The organism is Verrucomicrobiaceae bacterium (assembly GCA_016713035.1).
Classification (GTDB): Bacteria; Verrucomicrobiota; Verrucomicrobiia; order Verrucomicrobiales; family Verrucomicrobiaceae; genus Prosthecobacter.
Genome location: JADJPW010000009.1, coordinates 168,458 through 184,654, shown reverse-complemented (window position 1 = coordinate 184,654; position 16,197 = coordinate 168,458). Strand labels below are relative to the sequence as shown.

At 59.3% G+C, this 16,197-nt stretch carries 12 protein-coding genes and 1 pseudogene; 11 read left to right on the top strand and 2 right to left on the bottom strand.

Annotation, left to right across the window (positions count from 1 at the left end; all coding sequences use genetic code 11):
* Positions 1-9: 9 nt before the first annotated feature.
* From IPK32_22165 to IPK32_22120, 10 genes and pseudogenes are all read left to right on the top strand, one after another.
* A pseudogene (locus tag IPK32_22165) lies at positions 10-1,171 on the top strand (tRNA-specific 2-thiouridylase).
* A gap of 170 nt (positions 1,172-1,341) precedes the next feature.
* On the top strand, positions 1,342-2,643 hold the full coding sequence (locus IPK32_22160; protein ID MBK8094593.1) for a Gfo/Idh/MocA family oxidoreductase: 1,302 nt from the start codon (positions 1,342-1,344) through the stop codon (positions 2,641-2,643).
* 156 nt (positions 2,644-2,799) lie between these two features.
* Positions 2,800-3,684 carry an ATP phosphoribosyltransferase gene (locus IPK32_22155; GenBank protein MBK8094592.1) on the top strand — a complete coding sequence of 295 codons (885 nt, stop codon included), beginning with the start codon at positions 2,800-2,802 and terminating at the stop codon, positions 3,682-3,684.
* A 39-nt stretch (positions 3,685-3,723) separates the two neighbouring features.
* Positions 3,724-3,828: an AURKAIP1/COX24 domain-containing protein gene (locus tag IPK32_22150; GenBank protein ID MBK8094591.1), complete on the top strand. Its 105-nt coding sequence runs from the start codon at positions 3,724-3,726 to the stop codon at positions 3,826-3,828.
* A gap of 71 nt (positions 3,829-3,899) precedes the next feature.
* Positions 3,900-5,678: a tetratricopeptide repeat protein gene (locus IPK32_22145; protein ID MBK8094590.1), complete on the top strand. Its 1,779-nt coding sequence runs from the start codon at positions 3,900-3,902 to the stop codon at positions 5,676-5,678.
* A 16-nt stretch (positions 5,679-5,694) separates the two neighbouring features.
* On the top strand, positions 5,695-6,594 hold the full coding sequence (locus IPK32_22140; protein ID MBK8094589.1) for a hypothetical protein: 900 nt from the start codon (positions 5,695-5,697) through the stop codon (positions 6,592-6,594).
* A 63-nt stretch (positions 6,595-6,657) separates the two neighbouring features.
* Positions 6,658-12,396 carry an excinuclease ABC subunit UvrA gene (gene uvrA, locus IPK32_22135; GenBank protein MBK8094588.1) on the top strand — a complete coding sequence of 1,913 codons (5,739 nt, stop codon included), beginning with the start codon at positions 6,658-6,660 and terminating at the stop codon, positions 12,394-12,396.
* Positions 12,397-12,535: 139 nt separating this feature from the next.
* Positions 12,536-12,859, top strand: a complete 324-nt coding sequence (locus IPK32_22130; protein MBK8094587.1) for a helix-turn-helix domain-containing protein — start codon at positions 12,536-12,538, stop codon at positions 12,857-12,859.
* A gap of 64 nt (positions 12,860-12,923) precedes the next feature.
* Positions 12,924-13,109: a winged helix-turn-helix domain-containing protein gene (locus IPK32_22125; protein MBK8094586.1), complete on the top strand. Its 186-nt coding sequence runs from the start codon at positions 12,924-12,926 to the stop codon at positions 13,107-13,109.
* Positions 13,110-13,242: 133 nt separating this feature from the next.
* Complete coding sequence (locus tag IPK32_22120; protein ID MBK8094585.1) at positions 13,243-13,557, top strand: transposase; 315 nt, start codon at positions 13,243-13,245, stop codon at positions 13,555-13,557.
* Positions 13,558-13,932: 375 nt separating this feature from the next.
* On the opposite strand, the gene IPK32_22115 is transcribed toward IPK32_22120, so the two are convergent.
* On the bottom strand, positions 13,933-14,625 hold the full coding sequence (locus tag IPK32_22115) for a hypothetical protein (GenBank protein MBK8094584.1): 693 nt from the start codon (positions 14,623-14,625) through the stop codon (positions 13,933-13,935).
* Positions 14,626-15,029: 404 nt separating this feature from the next.
* Between IPK32_22115 and IPK32_22110 the strand changes: the two genes are divergently transcribed.
* Positions 15,030-15,740 (top strand): hypothetical protein, encoded by a 711-nt coding sequence (locus tag IPK32_22110; protein ID MBK8094583.1) that lies wholly within the window; start codon positions 15,030-15,032, stop codon positions 15,738-15,740.
* Positions 15,741-15,922: 182 nt separating this feature from the next.
* Here the strand turns inward: IPK32_22110 and IPK32_22105 are convergent, their stop codons facing one another.
* A complete protein-coding gene (locus IPK32_22105; GenBank protein MBK8094582.1) occupies positions 15,923-16,192 on the bottom strand; it encodes a hypothetical protein in 270 nt (89 codons plus the stop codon).
* Positions 16,193-16,197: the final 5 nt, after the last annotated feature.

Sequence of the window (16,197 nt, the reverse complement as noted above, 5' to 3'; positions counted from 1 at the left end):
AAAATATTGATGGCAATGTCCGGCGGAGTGGACAGCAGCGTGGCCGCTGCCGTCCTCGTCCGTGATGGGCATGAAGTACACGGCGTGTACATGAAGAACTGGATCAATGAGGAGAACATCATCGGTCACTGCCCATGGGAAGAAGACATCGAGGACGCCCGCGCCGTCGCCGAGCAGGCTCCGCATCCCCTTTCGCGTCGTCAATCTCATGACCGAATACCGCGAAAAGGTCGTGAAATACCTCCTCGAAGGCTACCAGTCCGGCATCACCCCGAATCCCGATGTCATGTGCAACCGCGAGATGAAATTCGGCGTCCTCTGGGACTGGGCGCAGGAGAATGGGTTTAAAGGTATCGCGACAGGCCACTACGCACGGCGAGTGGATGTGGAGCCACAATCCAAGTGCTCAGTGCTTAGTGCTCAGTTCTCCGAAACTCAGCACTCAGCACTGAGCACTGAGCACTTGCTCCGCGAAACACCTTTCACACCGCAAATCCACCGCGGTGCCGACCCCAACAAAGACCAAACCTACTTCCTCGCCATGATGCGGCCGGAGCAGGTCAAAATCGCCCATTTCCCCATCGGGCACCTCTTGAAGCCAGAGCTGCGCGATCTCGCTCGCGATCTGGGGCTCAAAACCGCCGAGAAAAAAGACAGCCAGGGCATCTGCTTCATCGGTCAGGTGAAGATGGAGGATTTTCTACGCACCTTCGTGCCGGACAAACCGGGCCCCATCGTCGATCTGGAAGGCAAAGTGCGTGGCGAGCATCGCGGCCTGCATCTTTACACCCTCGGCCAGCGTAAAGGCCACGGCGTCGCCAGCCCGATCCACAAACAGGCCTACGTCGTCGTCGCCAAACGCCACGCGACGAACGAACTCGTCGTCGCCATCGAAAATGCCGATACGCCGCTGCTCTGGGCACGCAAAGCCGTGCTGCACAGCATTTCCACCACCGGAGAGCCACTCGATACCGCACGCGTGCTCAACGCCCAGCCCCGCTACCGCTGCCCCGCCGGTCTCGCTGACTTCCAACCGCTCGGTGATGGCCGCGCCACCCTCGAATACCACGAGCCCCAGCGTGCACTGACACCGGGGCAGATCTGTGCGCTTTATGATGGTGACAGATTACTGGGTGGTGCCGTATTTGAGAGCATTCAGCACGAAGGATGAGAGCTTTGAGCCGTTCGGCTTAGCCGCAAAGGAGCAAAGAGGCAGAGGCGCAAAGATCAAAACCTCTGCCCCTCTGCGGCTAAATCGAGCTACCAAGTACTTGAACTGGCCGATCAGACATAATTCTTGTCCGTTGGATGCCTATTCGGTTAGCGTTGGTAATTCCTGCCATGAACACCCGCCGCTCCTTCCTTCAATCCGTGCTCGCCACGGGCATCGCGCCTTACTTTGTGCCTGCCAGCGTGCTGCGCAGTGAGACGGCACCATCGAACAAGATCACCCTCGGCGTCATCGGCTGCGGAGCGCAGGGCACGCATGACATGCGGGCCTTTTTGACGAATGACAGCGTCCGCGTCACCACGCTGTGTGATGTGAGCCAGCAGCGCATCGCTACCGCGAAGGGCTTCATCAAAGAAGCCTACGGCAGCGATGACGTGAAGGTCCTCTCTGACTTCCGTGAGCTGAACCGCGACGCCTCCATCGACGCCGTCCTGATGGCGCTGCCCGTCCACTGGCACAGCATCCCATCCACCGATGCCGTGCTGAACAAAAAGCACATCTACCACGAAAAACCCATGGGCATGTCCGTGGCAGAGGCGAAGCATGTCCGCGCCGCCGTGCGTAAAACCGGTGTCGTGTTCCAGTTCGGCACGCAGCAGCGCAGTGACCTGAAATTCCGCTGGGCATGCGAACTCGCCCGCAATGGCCGCCTGGGCAAACTGAAGGAAATCCAGGTCGCCGTGCCCGGTGGCATCACGTCCCAGCTTTTCCCCGATCAACCGGTGCCAGAAACCATCGACTGGGAGCGCTGGGTGGGTCCCGCGCCGTTCACGCCCTACAACGTCGAAAAGACCAAGCGCCACTTCCACGAGAACATCTCCAATTTCTCCCTCGGCATGCTCTCCTGCTGGGGCATCCACCACCTCGACATCGCCCAGTGGGGCAATGGCACCGACGACACCGGACCGGTCAAAGTGAGCTTTGAGGCCGCAGAATGGCCTGCGAGCGGCACCTGCGACAACGTGCTCGGCTGGCGCATGCGTTTCGACTACGCCAGCGCCGCGCCCATCATCTTTGTGAACGAAAAACGCGACGACATCGGCCACGGCATCCGCTTCATCGGCGAAAAGGGCTGGGTGCATGTCAAACGTGGCACCATTGAGGCCAGCGACACGGCAATCCTGCGTGATCCCGCTAATAAAGAGGGTGCCATGCCCATCAAGCTACCCGCCAGCATCGAGCACACGCGGAATTTCATCGACTCCGTCAAAGCCGGCTCCAAAGCCATCTGCGACATCGAAACCGCCGTCCGCAGCGACACCCTCTGCCAGCTCGCCGCCATCGCCGTGAAGGCCAAGCGCCCGCTCGAATGGGACCCCGCCACCGAAACCTTCAAAAACGACACCGAAGCCAACCAACTCCTCGCCGCCCGCCCCTTCCGTGGCGACTGGAAGCTGCCAGCGATCTCCTGAGCGCCGCAGGCTGCAAAATCGCAGCTTTTTACGGCAAAAATGCCAATGGCCGCAGCCTGAGGCTGGAAAAACTCCTCGCCAGCGGAGGAAATGCCGCTAATCTCCGCCCCCCTTTCCCCAGGGCAAGCTTGGGTGAAGCTCGTTTTCTATTTTTCCATGTCCGCCACCAAGAACATCCTCCGACTCGGCCTGCCAAAAGGCAGCCTCCAGGAGCCCACGCTAGAGCTTTTTAAGCGAGCGGGATTCAATGTGGTCGTCTCCAGCCGCTCTTACCGCCCTTCCGTCGATGATGAGGAGCTGGAGCTGCGACTACTGCGTGCTCAGGAGATCGGTCGCTATGTCGATCACGGTTTCCTCGACTGCGGTATCACCGGAAAAGACTGGATCGCGGAAAATGGTGCGGATGTCGAAGTCCTGACCGACCTGCGTTATAGCAAGGCCACCTCCAGACCTACCCGCTGGGTCCTAGTGGTGCCAGAGGACTCCCCCGTGCGTAGTGTGAAGGATCTGGAAGGAAAGCGCATCGCCACGGAGGCCGTAGGCCTCACCCAGCGCTATCTAGAGGCCAATGGTGTGAAGGCAGAAGTCGAATTCAGTTGGGGCGCTACCGAGGTCAAGGTGCCAGAGCTCGTCGATGCCATCGTGGACATCACGGAGACCGGCAGCTCCCTCCGTGCCAATAAGCTCCGCATCGTCGATACGCTCATGGAGAGCTATCCGCAGTTCGTCAGCAGCCGCAGTGCTGCGAAAGACCCCTGGAAGCGTGAGAAAATGGAGACGCTCGTCATGCTGATCAAAGGTGCCCTGGAGGCCCGTGACAAGGTGGGGCTCAAAATGAATGTCCCCGCAGGCCGTGTGGGCGAAGTCGTCGCCGCCCTGCCTTCCCAGCGCAGTCCTACCGTCTCTCAGCTCGCTGGATGTGACTGGGTCGCGGTGGAAACCGTCATTGACGAGGCCACCGTGCGCTCAATCATCCCGCGCCTCAAATCCCTCGGTGCCGAAGGCATCGTGGAATACCCTTTGAACAAAATCGTTCACTAAACCCAACCTCAATACAAAACCCAACCCCCCGGAAACATCATGGGATCCCTCAAAAAGCGGAGAAAGACGAAGATCAATAAGCATAAGCGCAAGAAGCGCATGCGTGCCAATCGCCATAAGAAGCGTTTGCGCTACAAGTCCTGACCGGTAGCCTCGGTGGCATGCAGAGTCCTTTTCGAGTGATTCGAGCGTTTCGATTCGCTGAAGCCTTTTTCATGCCCGCGAGGCCCTTCGCGGTCCGCTCACATCTTGATCGCCTTCTGCCCGCCACTGCGGCCCTCGTGCTGCTGGCGGGCGGTTTTTTGCATGCACGCGGCCTAGCAGACATGTCACCCGGTGACCGCGCTGCACCTGGCAGTGACCTAGAGCTCAGCCCCCGCGCCATTCAGCACGCCCAGGCACTCGCGCACTATACCACCGCGCAGCAGCTGGAGGTCGCAGGGAAGCTCCGTGATGCCCTGGAGCACTATTTAGCCGTCTTTCGCATCGACCCGGGCAATGCCGAGCTGGCCAATCACACCGCCGCACTCGCCTTCCGCTTCCAGGGCCGCGATGCCGCGCTGAAGCTGCTGGAGGATGCCGTCGCGGCCAGTCCTGCCAATCCGCAGCCCCTGCTCAATCTCGCACGCTTTGCCAGCACCTACCCACCAGCAGACGGCAAGGAGCCTTATGCCCGCGCTGAGTCCGCACTCGATACCGCGCTCACTCAGTTCCCACGCTCCGCCGCCGTCTATGATGCTGCGGTGCTCCATTACCTCACGCGGGCCATGCGTGACCGTGCCATCGCACTCATGGACCGTGCCGCGAAGCTCACCGTCACCGATTCACAGTTTTGGCTCGACATGGCTGTCACTGCGGAGCGTGTTTGGCCCCTCGGCCAGATCGAGCACCGCGCGGCACACCTCGCCAAAGTGGGCACCTTTTTTGATGCTGCGCTGAAGCACGTCACCAAGCAAAACGCCGCGCAGGTCAAATTCGAGGTCGCTCGCCACTACCTCCTCACCAACGAACTCGGTCGCTCACGCACCCTCTGTGAGCAGCTCGTTGCCGAAAACGACGACCTCCAGGCCAGGAAGCTCCTCTACCGTCTCTACGAAGCCGCTGGTGAGCCCGAAAAGGCCTTCTCCATGCTGGAAAAAATCGTCGCCCAAGATCCGAGCGATTCCGATCACCGCCGACTCCTCGCCCAGGAATACGAACGCCGCGAGCAGCCGGAAAAAGCCATCCCACAGCTCGAAGCCGCCATCCAGCAGAGCGGCGGTGAATTGGGCGACTACCTCAAGCTCGCCGTCCAGCTCGGACAGACGGCCAAGCTCGATCAGATGATCCGCGTCGGTGAGCGAGCCCTGCGCCTTTTCCCCGAGCAGCCAAACGTCCACTACCTCCTCGCCTACGCCTACTACCGCAGCCGCATGCCTGCGAAAGCTGCCCCACGCTTCGTCGAAGCAGAACGCCTCGCTTCCGAATCGAATGCAGAACTCCTCAGCTACACCTTTTACGACCAATACGGCAACGTCTTGGAGCAGCTCGACCGGCATGATGATGCCGCCGCAGCCTGGGAGAAAGCCATCACCCTCTGCCCACCCGATCAAAAAGACGCCGCCGCCAATCTCATGAACTCCCTCGCCTACATGTGGGTCGAGCAGGGCAAAAAACTCGATCAAGCGACCAAACTGCTCACCAAAGCCATCGAGCTCGCTCCAGGCAATGCCGCCTACATCGACAGCCTCGGGTGGCTCTATTTTAAAAAAGGCGACTTTAAAAAAGCCCTCACCGAGCTCCGCCGTGCCGAAGCACTGCTCCAGCCCATCGAAGCCGATGATGCCGAAATCCTCGAGCACATCGCCCTCACCCATCAGCAGCTCGGCGACCACCCACAGGCCCTTAGCTACATGGAGCGAGCCCACGCCCTCCAGACACCCATCCCCGCCATCCGCGACCGCATCACCCGCGAACTGGAAAAACTCCGCGCTGCCCGCACGGAGAAAAAGTAGCGCCCACACACCCATCATGACCTCTCGCCACCTGCTGCACTTCTTTGCACTGCTCACCTTCCTCACCACCGCCAGCACCGCGCAGGAAAGCACCTTCGAGCTCCGGCCCAAATGGCAACCGGATCAGTTCTACCTCCTCGAAACCGATACCGATACCCTCACCTCCCTCACCGCATTGGGCCAAAAGCACGATCAAAAGCTCCACATGCGCCAGACCACCTCCGTCAAAGTCCGCCAAACCACCTCTGGGGAGCTCGAAGCACGCGTCACACTCGACTCGCTCAAAGGCGAGATGATCCACGACGGCATCCTCCTCCCCTTTGATGCCGATGCCATCCAAGACGCCCATCCGATCCTGCAAAAAACCATCGGCCGCGCCACCGGCAAAGCCTTCACCCTCGCCTACGACGCCCAGGGCCGCTTCCTCGACGCCCGCGACATGGGCACCCTCATCAAAGGCGGCCAAACCCCCGACCTCAACTCCATCGCCGATGCCAAGCAAGTTGCCCTACTCTTCCGCCGCTCGCTCGAAATGGCCCTCCCCAACATCCCCGTCCGTCCAGATGACAAATGGATCAGCGACGAAAGCATCTCCTTCCCCGAGGCCGGCCGCGTCCAAGTCCGCCTCAATGCCAAATTCACAGAGCTCACTCAGCGTGAGGGCCACCGCACGGCCAAAATCACCTTCGAGGGTGCACTAGAAACCCAGACCGACCAAAACACCCGCCACACCGTCAAAGTCGGCAAAGACTCGAAAGTTAGTGGCGAGGTCCACTTCGATCTCGATCGCCAAACCGTCTCACACTCCACCATCCTCTCTGTCCTCCAGCTCGAAGTCGAAGGCAAAAAACTCCCCGTCCGCCAGCAAGTCACCACCCGCCTCGTCGCCATGAAGCGGCTCACCACCGGCGGCTGAGTTGTCTTTTTAAAGCGTACCTCATTTGCCCCTGCGCGGTGCATCGCTACGCTCGCGGTCCCCATGGCAAAGAAAACCGCCCGCAAACTCATCGCCGACACCATCCGCATTCGCGGCGCACGGCAGAACAACCTCAAGGGCATCGACCTCGATCTGCCGCTCGGCCAGTTGAGCGTCATCACCGGCCCCAGCGGCTCCGGGAAGTCCTCGCTCGCCTTTGATACGATCTACGCGGAAGGCCAGCGGCGCTATGTGGAGACCTTTTCGCCATACACGCGGCAATTCTTCGAGCGCATGGACAAGCCGAAGGTGGACAGCATCGAAGGCATCCCGCCCGCCATCGCCATCGAGCAGGTCAACAACATGCGCAGCACGCGCAGCACCGTCGGCACGATCACGGAGATCAATGACTACCTCAAAATGATCTTCCCGCGTCTCGCCGAGGCCACGTGTCCCGGCTGTAAACGCCCCGTGAAGCCCGAGACGCCCGAAACCATCCTTCACGACCTCCTCACGCATCACACCGGCTCGCAGGCGCTCATCCTCTTTCCCGTCCCGGTGCCGAAAAACGCCGTCACCGCCGATTTCGCCGCCTTTCTGCAATCCCAAGGCTTTCTCCGCCTTCATCTCTACGGCCAAACCCTCCGGCTCGAAGAACTCGGCACCCGCAAACTCCCCGCGCAGGTCCTCGTCGTCCAAGACCGTCTCACCCTCGAAGCCAAAACCAAATCCCGCCTCTCCGAATCCCTCGAAGCGGCCCTCCGGCATGGGAAAGGGCACGTTAGCTGCGTCATGGAGCCAAGTAGTCAGTGCTCAGTGCTCAGTGCTCAGTCCAAACCCACAGCAGCGACATCGAAATCTAAAACTAAGCACTCAGCACTCAGCACTGAGCACTTAAACCCCGCCGCACCCCCAACCTACACACTCCAAAAAAGCTACTCTACAGATTGGTCCTGCGCCGACTGCTCCATCACCCTCCCCACACCCACACCCGGCCTCTTCAGCTTCAACTCCCCCCTCGGTGCCTGTCCTACCTGCCGCGGTTTTGGCCGCACACTCGGCATCGACATCGGTAAAGCCATCCCGGATGAGTCGTTGAGCATCAATCTCGGCCTCGTGCGCCCTTTCCAGAGCAGCAGCCACGGCGAATCGCAGCTCGATCTCGAACGCGCCGCTCGCAAGCGCGGCATCGACATCCACAAGCCCTTCGACGACTACACCGCCGACGAACGCGATTGGCTCCTCAACGGCACCTGCGACGACCCCGAGCTCGCCTACAATCGCGGCGAGTGGTATGGCGTGCGCGGTTTCTTCAAGTGGATGGAATCGCGCAGCTACAAGATGCACGTCCGCGTCTTCCTCAGCCGCTACCGCGCCTACACCGAGTGCGCCGCGTGCGATGGCGGCCGCCTCAAAAAAGAAGCCTACGCCTTCCGCATCGGCCCGCACACCATCGCCGATCTCTGGCGCATGCCGGTGAGTGATCTGCATCCGCTCGTGCAAAGCTGGCCGCTCAAAGAAGGCGATCACGCTGCCACCATGCTGCGCGATGAAATCGCCAGCCGCGTGAGCTACATGGACCGCGCCGGCCTCGGCTACCTGAATCTCGACCGCCAAACCCGCACCCTCAGCGGCGGCGAGCTGCAACGCGTCAATCTCACCACCTGCCTCGGCGCTTCGTTGGTGAACACCCTCTTCGTTCTCGACGAACCCAGCATCGGCCTTCATCCCCGCGACATCGGTCGCCTCATCGGCGTCATGCACGGCCTCCGCGACAAAGGCAACACCCTCCTCGTCGTCGAGCATGAAGAAGCCGTCATGCACGCCGCCGACAACCTCATCGACATCGGCCCCGGGCGTGGCGAAAAAGGCGGCGAACTCGTTTTCAACGGCCCGCTGGAGAAGCTCTCGAAGACGAAAGGTTCGCTAACTGGGGATTATCTTTTTGGACGGAAGTCGATCCCCGTGCCGACGGAGCGGCGGAAAGTGCTCAGTCCTCAGTCCTCAGTGCTCAGTGAAAGCAAAAGCACGCGGAAGAGCAAAACTGAGCACTCAGCACTGAGCGCTGGGCACTTAAAAATCCGCTCCGCCCGCCAAAACAACCTCCGCAAACTCGACGCCGACATCCCGCTGAACGCCTTCGTCTGCATCACCGGCGTCAGCGGCTCTGGCAAATCGACGCTCGTGCACGACGTGCTCTACCGGAACCTGCAAAAGCTGCGCGGCGAAGTTTGCGAAGAAGAACCGGGCCGCGTGGGCAGCATCAGCGGCTGGGAGCAACTCGGCAGCGTGGTCATGGTCGATCAATCACCGCTCGCACGCACGCCGCGCTCGACGCCGGCGGTGTTTGTCGGCGCTTTTGATCACATCCGCACGCTTTTCGCCGCGTGCGATGATGCGGCCACGCAGGGCATCATGCCCGGCTTCTTCAGCTTCAACAGCGGCGAGGGCCGCTGCGAGCGCTGCATGGGCAATGGCTTCGAAAAGATCGAGATGCAGTTCCTCAGCGATCTCTTCGTCACCTGCCCCGAGTGCGAGGGGAAGCGCTACAAGCCGCATGCGCTCAAAATCCTGCTCCATGGCAAATCCATCCACGATGTGCTCAGCCTGACCATCGACGACGCCGTGCCGTGGTTCGCCACCATCGAGCATCGCGCCGTCGCGGCGATCAATCGCAGCCTGCAACTCGTCATCGACGCCGGACTCGGCTACTTGAAGCTCGGCCAGCCGCTCAACACTCTCAGCGGCGGTGAAGCCCAGCGCCTCAAACTCGTCGGTCATCTGCTAGAACCTCAAACCCCCGGCAAAAGCAGCCTCCTCCTCCTCGACGAGCCCACCACAGGCCTCCACTTCGACGACATCGCGCTCTTGATCAAGCTGCTCCAGCGCCTCGTCGATGAAGGCAACAGCCTCGTCGTCATCGAGCACAATTTGGAAGTCATCAAATGCGCCGATTGGGTCCTCGACCTCGGCCCCGAAGGCGGCGCTGCGGGCGGGACGCTCGTCATCGCCGGCACGCCGGAGGACGTGGCGGAGTGCAGTGCCTCGCACACGGGCCAGTACCTTCGGGATCTGCTCTTCCAATCAACGCGAGAGCGTCCTGGAGTGCTCCAGTCCTCTGGAGCTTTTCGCGGGCCTGACGACGCTCGAAAGCGCCAGAGGACTGGCGCACTCCAAGACGCTGCCGCGAGCAATGCCATCTCCATCCGAGGCGCACGCGAGCATAACCTCAAGAACATCTCCCTCGATATTCCAAGAGATGAGTTCGTGGTGGTGACAGGCTTGAGTGGATCAGGAAAGTCTTCTTTGGCCTTCGATCTCATCTTCGCGGAAGGCCAGCGGCGCTTCCTCGACTCCATGTCCGTCTATGCACGCACCTTTGTCGAGCAGATGGAGAAGCCGGAGGTCGATCTCATCACCGGCGTGCCGCCCACGGTCGCCATCGAGCAGCGCATCTCACGCGGCGGCGGCAAATCGACCGTGGCCACCGTCACGGAGGTGTATCACTTCCTGCGATTGCTCTTCGCGAAGCTCGGCACGCAGCATTGCCCGCAATGCGCCGTTCCGGTCAAAAAGCAGAGCGCGGAGGCCATCCTCAAAACCATCCAGGGCCACCTGCGCACCAGCGGCGGCCATTTGCTCGCCCCGCTCATCAAGGCGCGAAAAGGCTTCCACACCGATGTGGCCGAAAACGCCGCCAAACACGGCATCGAGACGCTTTGGGTCGATGGCGAGTTCAAGCCGACGATGGGCTTCAAACGCCTCGAACGCTTCAAAGAGCACAGCATTGATGCCGTCATCGCGAAGGTCGCCAAAGCCGAAAATGCCGATGTGTTGCGTCCACACATCGAAACGGCCCTCAAGATGGGCAAAGGCACCATCAAGCTGCGTCTCGCCGACAAAACGATGCACGTCCTCAGCACCGAGATGAGCTGCCCGAGCTGCGGTTTGAGCTTTGAAGAGCTCGATCCGCGCCTCTTCAGCTTCAACAGCCCGCACGGCTGGTGCAAAGACTGCCGAGGCTTCGGCTACGTCGGTGCCAAACGCGATCTCCACGACCGCAACGCCGACGTTTCCATGCTGGAAGCCGAGTTGGAAGAAGAACGCCGCTTCAACAGCGACGACGACGAAAACGCCGCTCCACGCCAGCTCTGCACCTCCTGCCACGGCAGCCGCATCAACGAGATCGGCCGCGCCGTGCAGCTCCAAAAGAGCACCATTCAAGACTTCGCCAACCTCACCGCAGGCGATGCCTCCAAGCTCATCGCCAAGCTCAAATTCGACGGCACCGAAGCCATCATCGCCCGCGACATCGTCACGGAAATCACGCAGCGCCTCAAATTCATGCAGGAGGTCGGTCTCGGCTACCTGCAGCTCAATCGCAGCGCCGACACGCTCAGCGGCGGCGAGGCGCAGCGCATTCGTCTCAGCGCCCAGCTCGGCAGCAACCTCCGTGGCGTGCTTTACGTGCTCGACGAGCCCACCATCGGCCTGCATCCACGCGACAACGAAAAGCTCCTCAACACCCTCGTCGCCCTGCGCGACAAAGGAAACAGCCTCCTCGTCGTCGAGCACGATGACGAGACGATGAAGCGGGCCGATACCATCCTCGACCTCGGCCCCGGCGCGGGCAAATTCGGCGGCGAAATCGTCGCGCAAGGCACGCTGGCGCATCTCTTGAAGTCCAAGCAAAGCGTCACCGGCCAAAGCCTCAAACATCCGCTCCGGCATCCCTCACGCGGCAGTCGCAGGCCTTTGCCATCCGCGAAATCGAAGGACGGCTGGCTCCGCGTCACCGGCGCCACCGCGAACAACCTCCAAAACATCGACGTCAGCATCCCGCTCGCTCGTTTGACCGTGCTCACCGGCGTCAGCGGCAGTGGAAAGAGCAGCTTCATGCACGGAGCCTTGTCTCCTGCGGTGCGTGAGAAGATCAGCAAGGCCAAGATCAAGGTTACCAAGGCCTGGAAGAGCGTCAGCGGCTTCGAAAACCTCCAAACCGTTCACGAGGTCGATCAGTCGCCCATCGGCAAAACCAGCCGCTCCTGCCCCGCGACCTATGTCGGTATCCTGGACGACATCCGCGCTCTGTTTGCTCAGGTGCCACTCGCCCGCACACGCGGCTACACGGCGAGCCGTTTCTCCTTCAACACCGAAGGCGGCCGCTGCGAAACCTGCGGCGGCAATGGCGAGATCAAAGTCGAGATGGCCTTCCTGCCCACCACGCGAGTCCATTGCGAAACCTGCCACGGCCTGCGCTTCAACGCCGCCACGCTCGAAATCGAATACAACGGCAAACACATCGGCGACGTGCTTCGCATGAGCATCACTGAGGCCGCCGAGTTCTTCGCACCCGTGCAAAAGATCGCCCGACCGCTCAAACTCCTCGCCGATACCGGCCTTGGCTACCTCCAACTCGGTCAGCCCAGCCCCACGCTCAGCGGCGGCGAGGCCCAGCGCATCAAACTCGTCACCGAACTCCGCAGCGGCGACGGCAAGACCATCAAAGAGCAGCTCAAAGGCATTCAAAAAGCCGGCAAGCGCAATCTCTACCTCATCGAAGAGCCCACCATCGGCCTCCACATCCGCGACGTCGCCCGTTTGATCGACGTCTTGCACCGTCTCGTCGATGAAGGCCACACCGTCGTCGTCATCGAGCACCACCCCGACGTCTATGCCGAAGCCGACTACCTCATCGACATCGGCCCCGAAGCCGGCCCCGAAGGCGGAAAGCTCGTCGCCGCCGGAACGCCCGAGGAGGTGAAGAGGAGTAAGGTGAGCCGGACGGCGCGGTTTTTGTGATGACTCCGATCAAATCGAAATCACTTCTTTGGCTCGGTCTGAGGTGAAGAAGTGGATTTTGGTCTTTTTAGACCGGTTCTCAAAAAGAATGTCATATTGAGGCTGTACTTTTTAGAATTGCGGTAATTAATAGGCGGCGGTGGCCCGCCCGTGCATCACACTCAATCTCGAAAACGCGACCTTGGAAGAGGTCGTGGCGATGGATTGCTCACCCACGAAGAAGGGCTTTCGTCGGTTTGCGCTGCGCTGGCTTTATGAAGGCAAGAGCCGCGAGCAAGTCGCTGACCTCTCAGGCTTCAGCCTGCGGCAGGTTTTGCGCTTTATCCAAGCCTTCAATCTCGCCGGCCTTGATGGTCTCATTCCTGGCGTAGCAGCGGCGTCGCCGAATCCTGCCCAAGGAACAAGTGAACGAAAAAATTCTGCCTCTCATCGAAGATCCGTCGCTGGCTGGAAGAGCCACTGACTGCGGTGAAGTTGCACGGCTGGATCAAGCAGAACCTGCAAACGCAGCTCGCTACAGCACCACCGTGCGCTATCTCCACGAGCACGATTACCGCCTCAAAGTTCCGCGCCCCTGGCCGCTCAACCAGGATGAGGACAAGCGCCAAGCCTTCTGCCAAAAGCTCCAGCGCTGGGTGGCCGATCCGAGCGTCGACCTGTGGTTCAGCGACGAAAGCGGCTTTGAAGGCGATCCGCGCCCGCGCCGCACCTGACCAAGATCGGCAAGGTGCGCCACTCACCTTATCTCGGCGAGCACATCCGCTACAATGTGTTTGGCGCAGTGCGGCCCAAAGATGGAAGGCTCGGCGCACTGCTCTTCAACCTGTGCGACAGCGTCACTTTCAGGTGTTCCTTGACACTCTAGCTGAGGAGAATCCGCACGTGGCAGGACGCCGCGCCATCCTGGTGCTCGACAACGCCTCATGGCACAAGACCAAGAGTCTTAACTGGCACCACTTTGAGCCCGAGTATCTGCCACCACGCTCGCCCGATCTCAACGCCATCGAACGCTTGTGGCTGCGCATGAAGGCCGACTGGTTCAACGGCTGGATCGCCAAGACTTCCGAGCAACTTCAGGACCGTATCATCGAGTCCCTACGCTCTTTGTTCGACCAGCCATCCATCCTTCAGTCCCAGTGCCGCCCAAAGACGCGTTTATGACATCCTTTTTGAGAGTCGGTCTAGGCACACGATGTTTGCGCAGCACCGTCTTGATGATCTCCAAGCTGCGCTCTCCGTCATAGATGGCGAAGTCCAAGTAGCAGTTTTGGTCCCCAGATGCTCCTCCGAGTGAGATTCCGGCCCCCGTGGCATCAAAAGCCTCAATGATCTCATCCTCAATTATTCCGCGAGCCTCCACTTGTCCACCTTTTGGAAAATACGAGGTCGGCACTGCTGCAAAGACATAATCGACACCTACTCCAGGGAAGGGATGATCGCATGGCCCGTTCGCATCAAGGTAGTCGCCAATCAGACCAAAGTAACGCGTCATGCCCGCGATCGTATCGCTGCGCAGATATTCGGACTCTTGAGGTTTCAATTTATAACCAGAGTACATTTCAGTGGCCGGATATTTCTTCCCCTCCTGCTCTTTTCCGTGGCCTGCATCAGTTCGGGTAGCTCCGCGATGGGAATCGACCTCTTGAGGTGTTCTTCGGAGAACTTGATTTCGCCAATCCAGTTCTGAGTTCCGTGTTCGCCAAGCAATTCATCCAAAATCAGGAATAGAGCCATGAATCGTGTTTTCTCAGGAAGACGATGAATGCCCGGATGCCACACGGCGATGTCTATTTTTTCGGTACCCTTGTTCACATAAGGGAAGACCCAGAACTCAATGGGTTTGAATTTTTCATCCATATCACGAAGCCGCAGCGTGAACCCCCAATCCTCATTTCCTGACGGCTGACGCGAAGAATAGAACGTCCAGCCTTCTAGCTTGGGAGCTTGGCTAAGCCAGTATTCAGCAATGAACTGTTTCTCAAGCTGGCCTTCTCCGGTGAGTGTGAGTGAGTGGCCGATTTTGTTTTCGCCAGGCCCATAAACCCAGGACATGCCTCCCATCCATTTTTTCATCGCTTCAGTTGTCTCGGGCTGAAGATCCGCACACTTTTTGTCTTCAATTGTGGCGTAGAATCGTTCTGCAGTAGTTGCGAACCACTTCCAAAATTCGGCAACACGTTCTTTGAGCGTCAACGGCGCAGGCTTTGGCTTCGGTTTGAAAAGGTTCATAAGCTCGCGGTTGATAACAAATCGGGCTTATGATTTCAAGCCTTCACGTGCGACCGCCATCCGCGCCAGCGTCGTGAAGTGCGGTGGCAAGCCTTGGCGCGACACCGCTGTCGTGTGCCGCACGGCGCGCAAAGGCCGGAGAGTATTCTTCCCGCGCTCGACAGCGGTGTCGGCGGGGCAAGGCTGCGCCTTGCCCCTTTGCCACCGCATTGATTCGCTTTGCTCACCCTTCGGGCAGCACTTCGTGCTGTCTATCTCCGCTTCGCTCCGATTCCACGACGCTGGCGCGAGACATCGGCCTCCAAGGTGGCAGGAACGCCTGAGGAGGTGAAGAAGAGCAAAGTGAGCCGCACGGCGCGGTTTTTGTGATTGCTGAATCAAGAGCGATCCGGGATCATGGTGTCATGACAACCAATCAGCCAAATCCACCAATCCGCTGGTTCGAGCGTATTTGGGTAGGCTTTTTTTGCTCGTTTCTCGTGTGTGCCTCCGCTGCTGGTATTTCCATGTTTCTTCGGTTCACACTGGCGGATTCGTATGCACAGCGGATTGAGGCTGGTATCTTCTCAGCATTTGTTTTTGGCGGTTTGGCGTTTGTCTTTTTTGCTGGGCCTATTCAAGCGCTTCTCATACTCATCCTTCGTTTGCTAAAGACGCCGCTTCGTTGGAGGTCGTTGTGTTCGCAGATTCCAGCGTTGATCTTCTTCTTTTACGTTCTCAGCTCATCAATGACTGCATTGAGTCCGAGTGGAGAACGAAAGTGGTTTGAACAGGCCGTTGGCGTTCCTTTGCCTTCAAACGCAAACCTCGTTCTCGCCCAACACGGACTGGGACTTCAAGACCGTCGGGGCCTCTGGCTGCTGGAAGGTGAGCCGTCGGATTTTGACCGCTTGGTCATAGCTCGGGGATGGGCGCTTAATGATGATGAGCTTATTCAGATGGCTGACCAAGGCATTAGGCGAGCCAGAGAAATTTTTAGCAAGTCTGCGCCATGGCATCCTGATCTGATTTATTTTTGGGAGGCAAACAAGGATGCGGTCAAAGGGCCTTTGGGTATGAGTTACCTGTTCGCTGAAAAGAATCGTAAACGCTGGGCGGTTTGGGTGATGGATTAACCCAATTTCTGCTCATTACATTGAGAGCCAAGCCGGAGTTGTGGGGATGGTGAGCCTAGACGCGACAGCGGTGTCGCGCTGACGCTTGCCGCCGCATTGATTCGCTTCGATCACCTTACGGGCAGCAATACGTGCTGTCTATCTCCGCTGCGCTCTGGTTCCACGAGGCTGGCGCGACAGTATTAGCACTGCGGCTTGTCTTGGGTCTTTTTGAACTCGATCCAGTCGAGCATGGCCTTCATTCGCTTTTTCGCTAACTGCTCATGAGCACTAATGAAAAACATACAGGACGTAAAGACTGCCAGATAAGAATGCTGAGATGTACTTCTGGTAAGCGCCTGTAACAACACGATTCCGGCCCATAGCATACCGACCCAGAAGAAGCCTTCACGCCAGACTGGTGGATTTAATCTGCGCTGCAATTCGGCTTCTTTGTCGGAAGGATCATTCACATCGG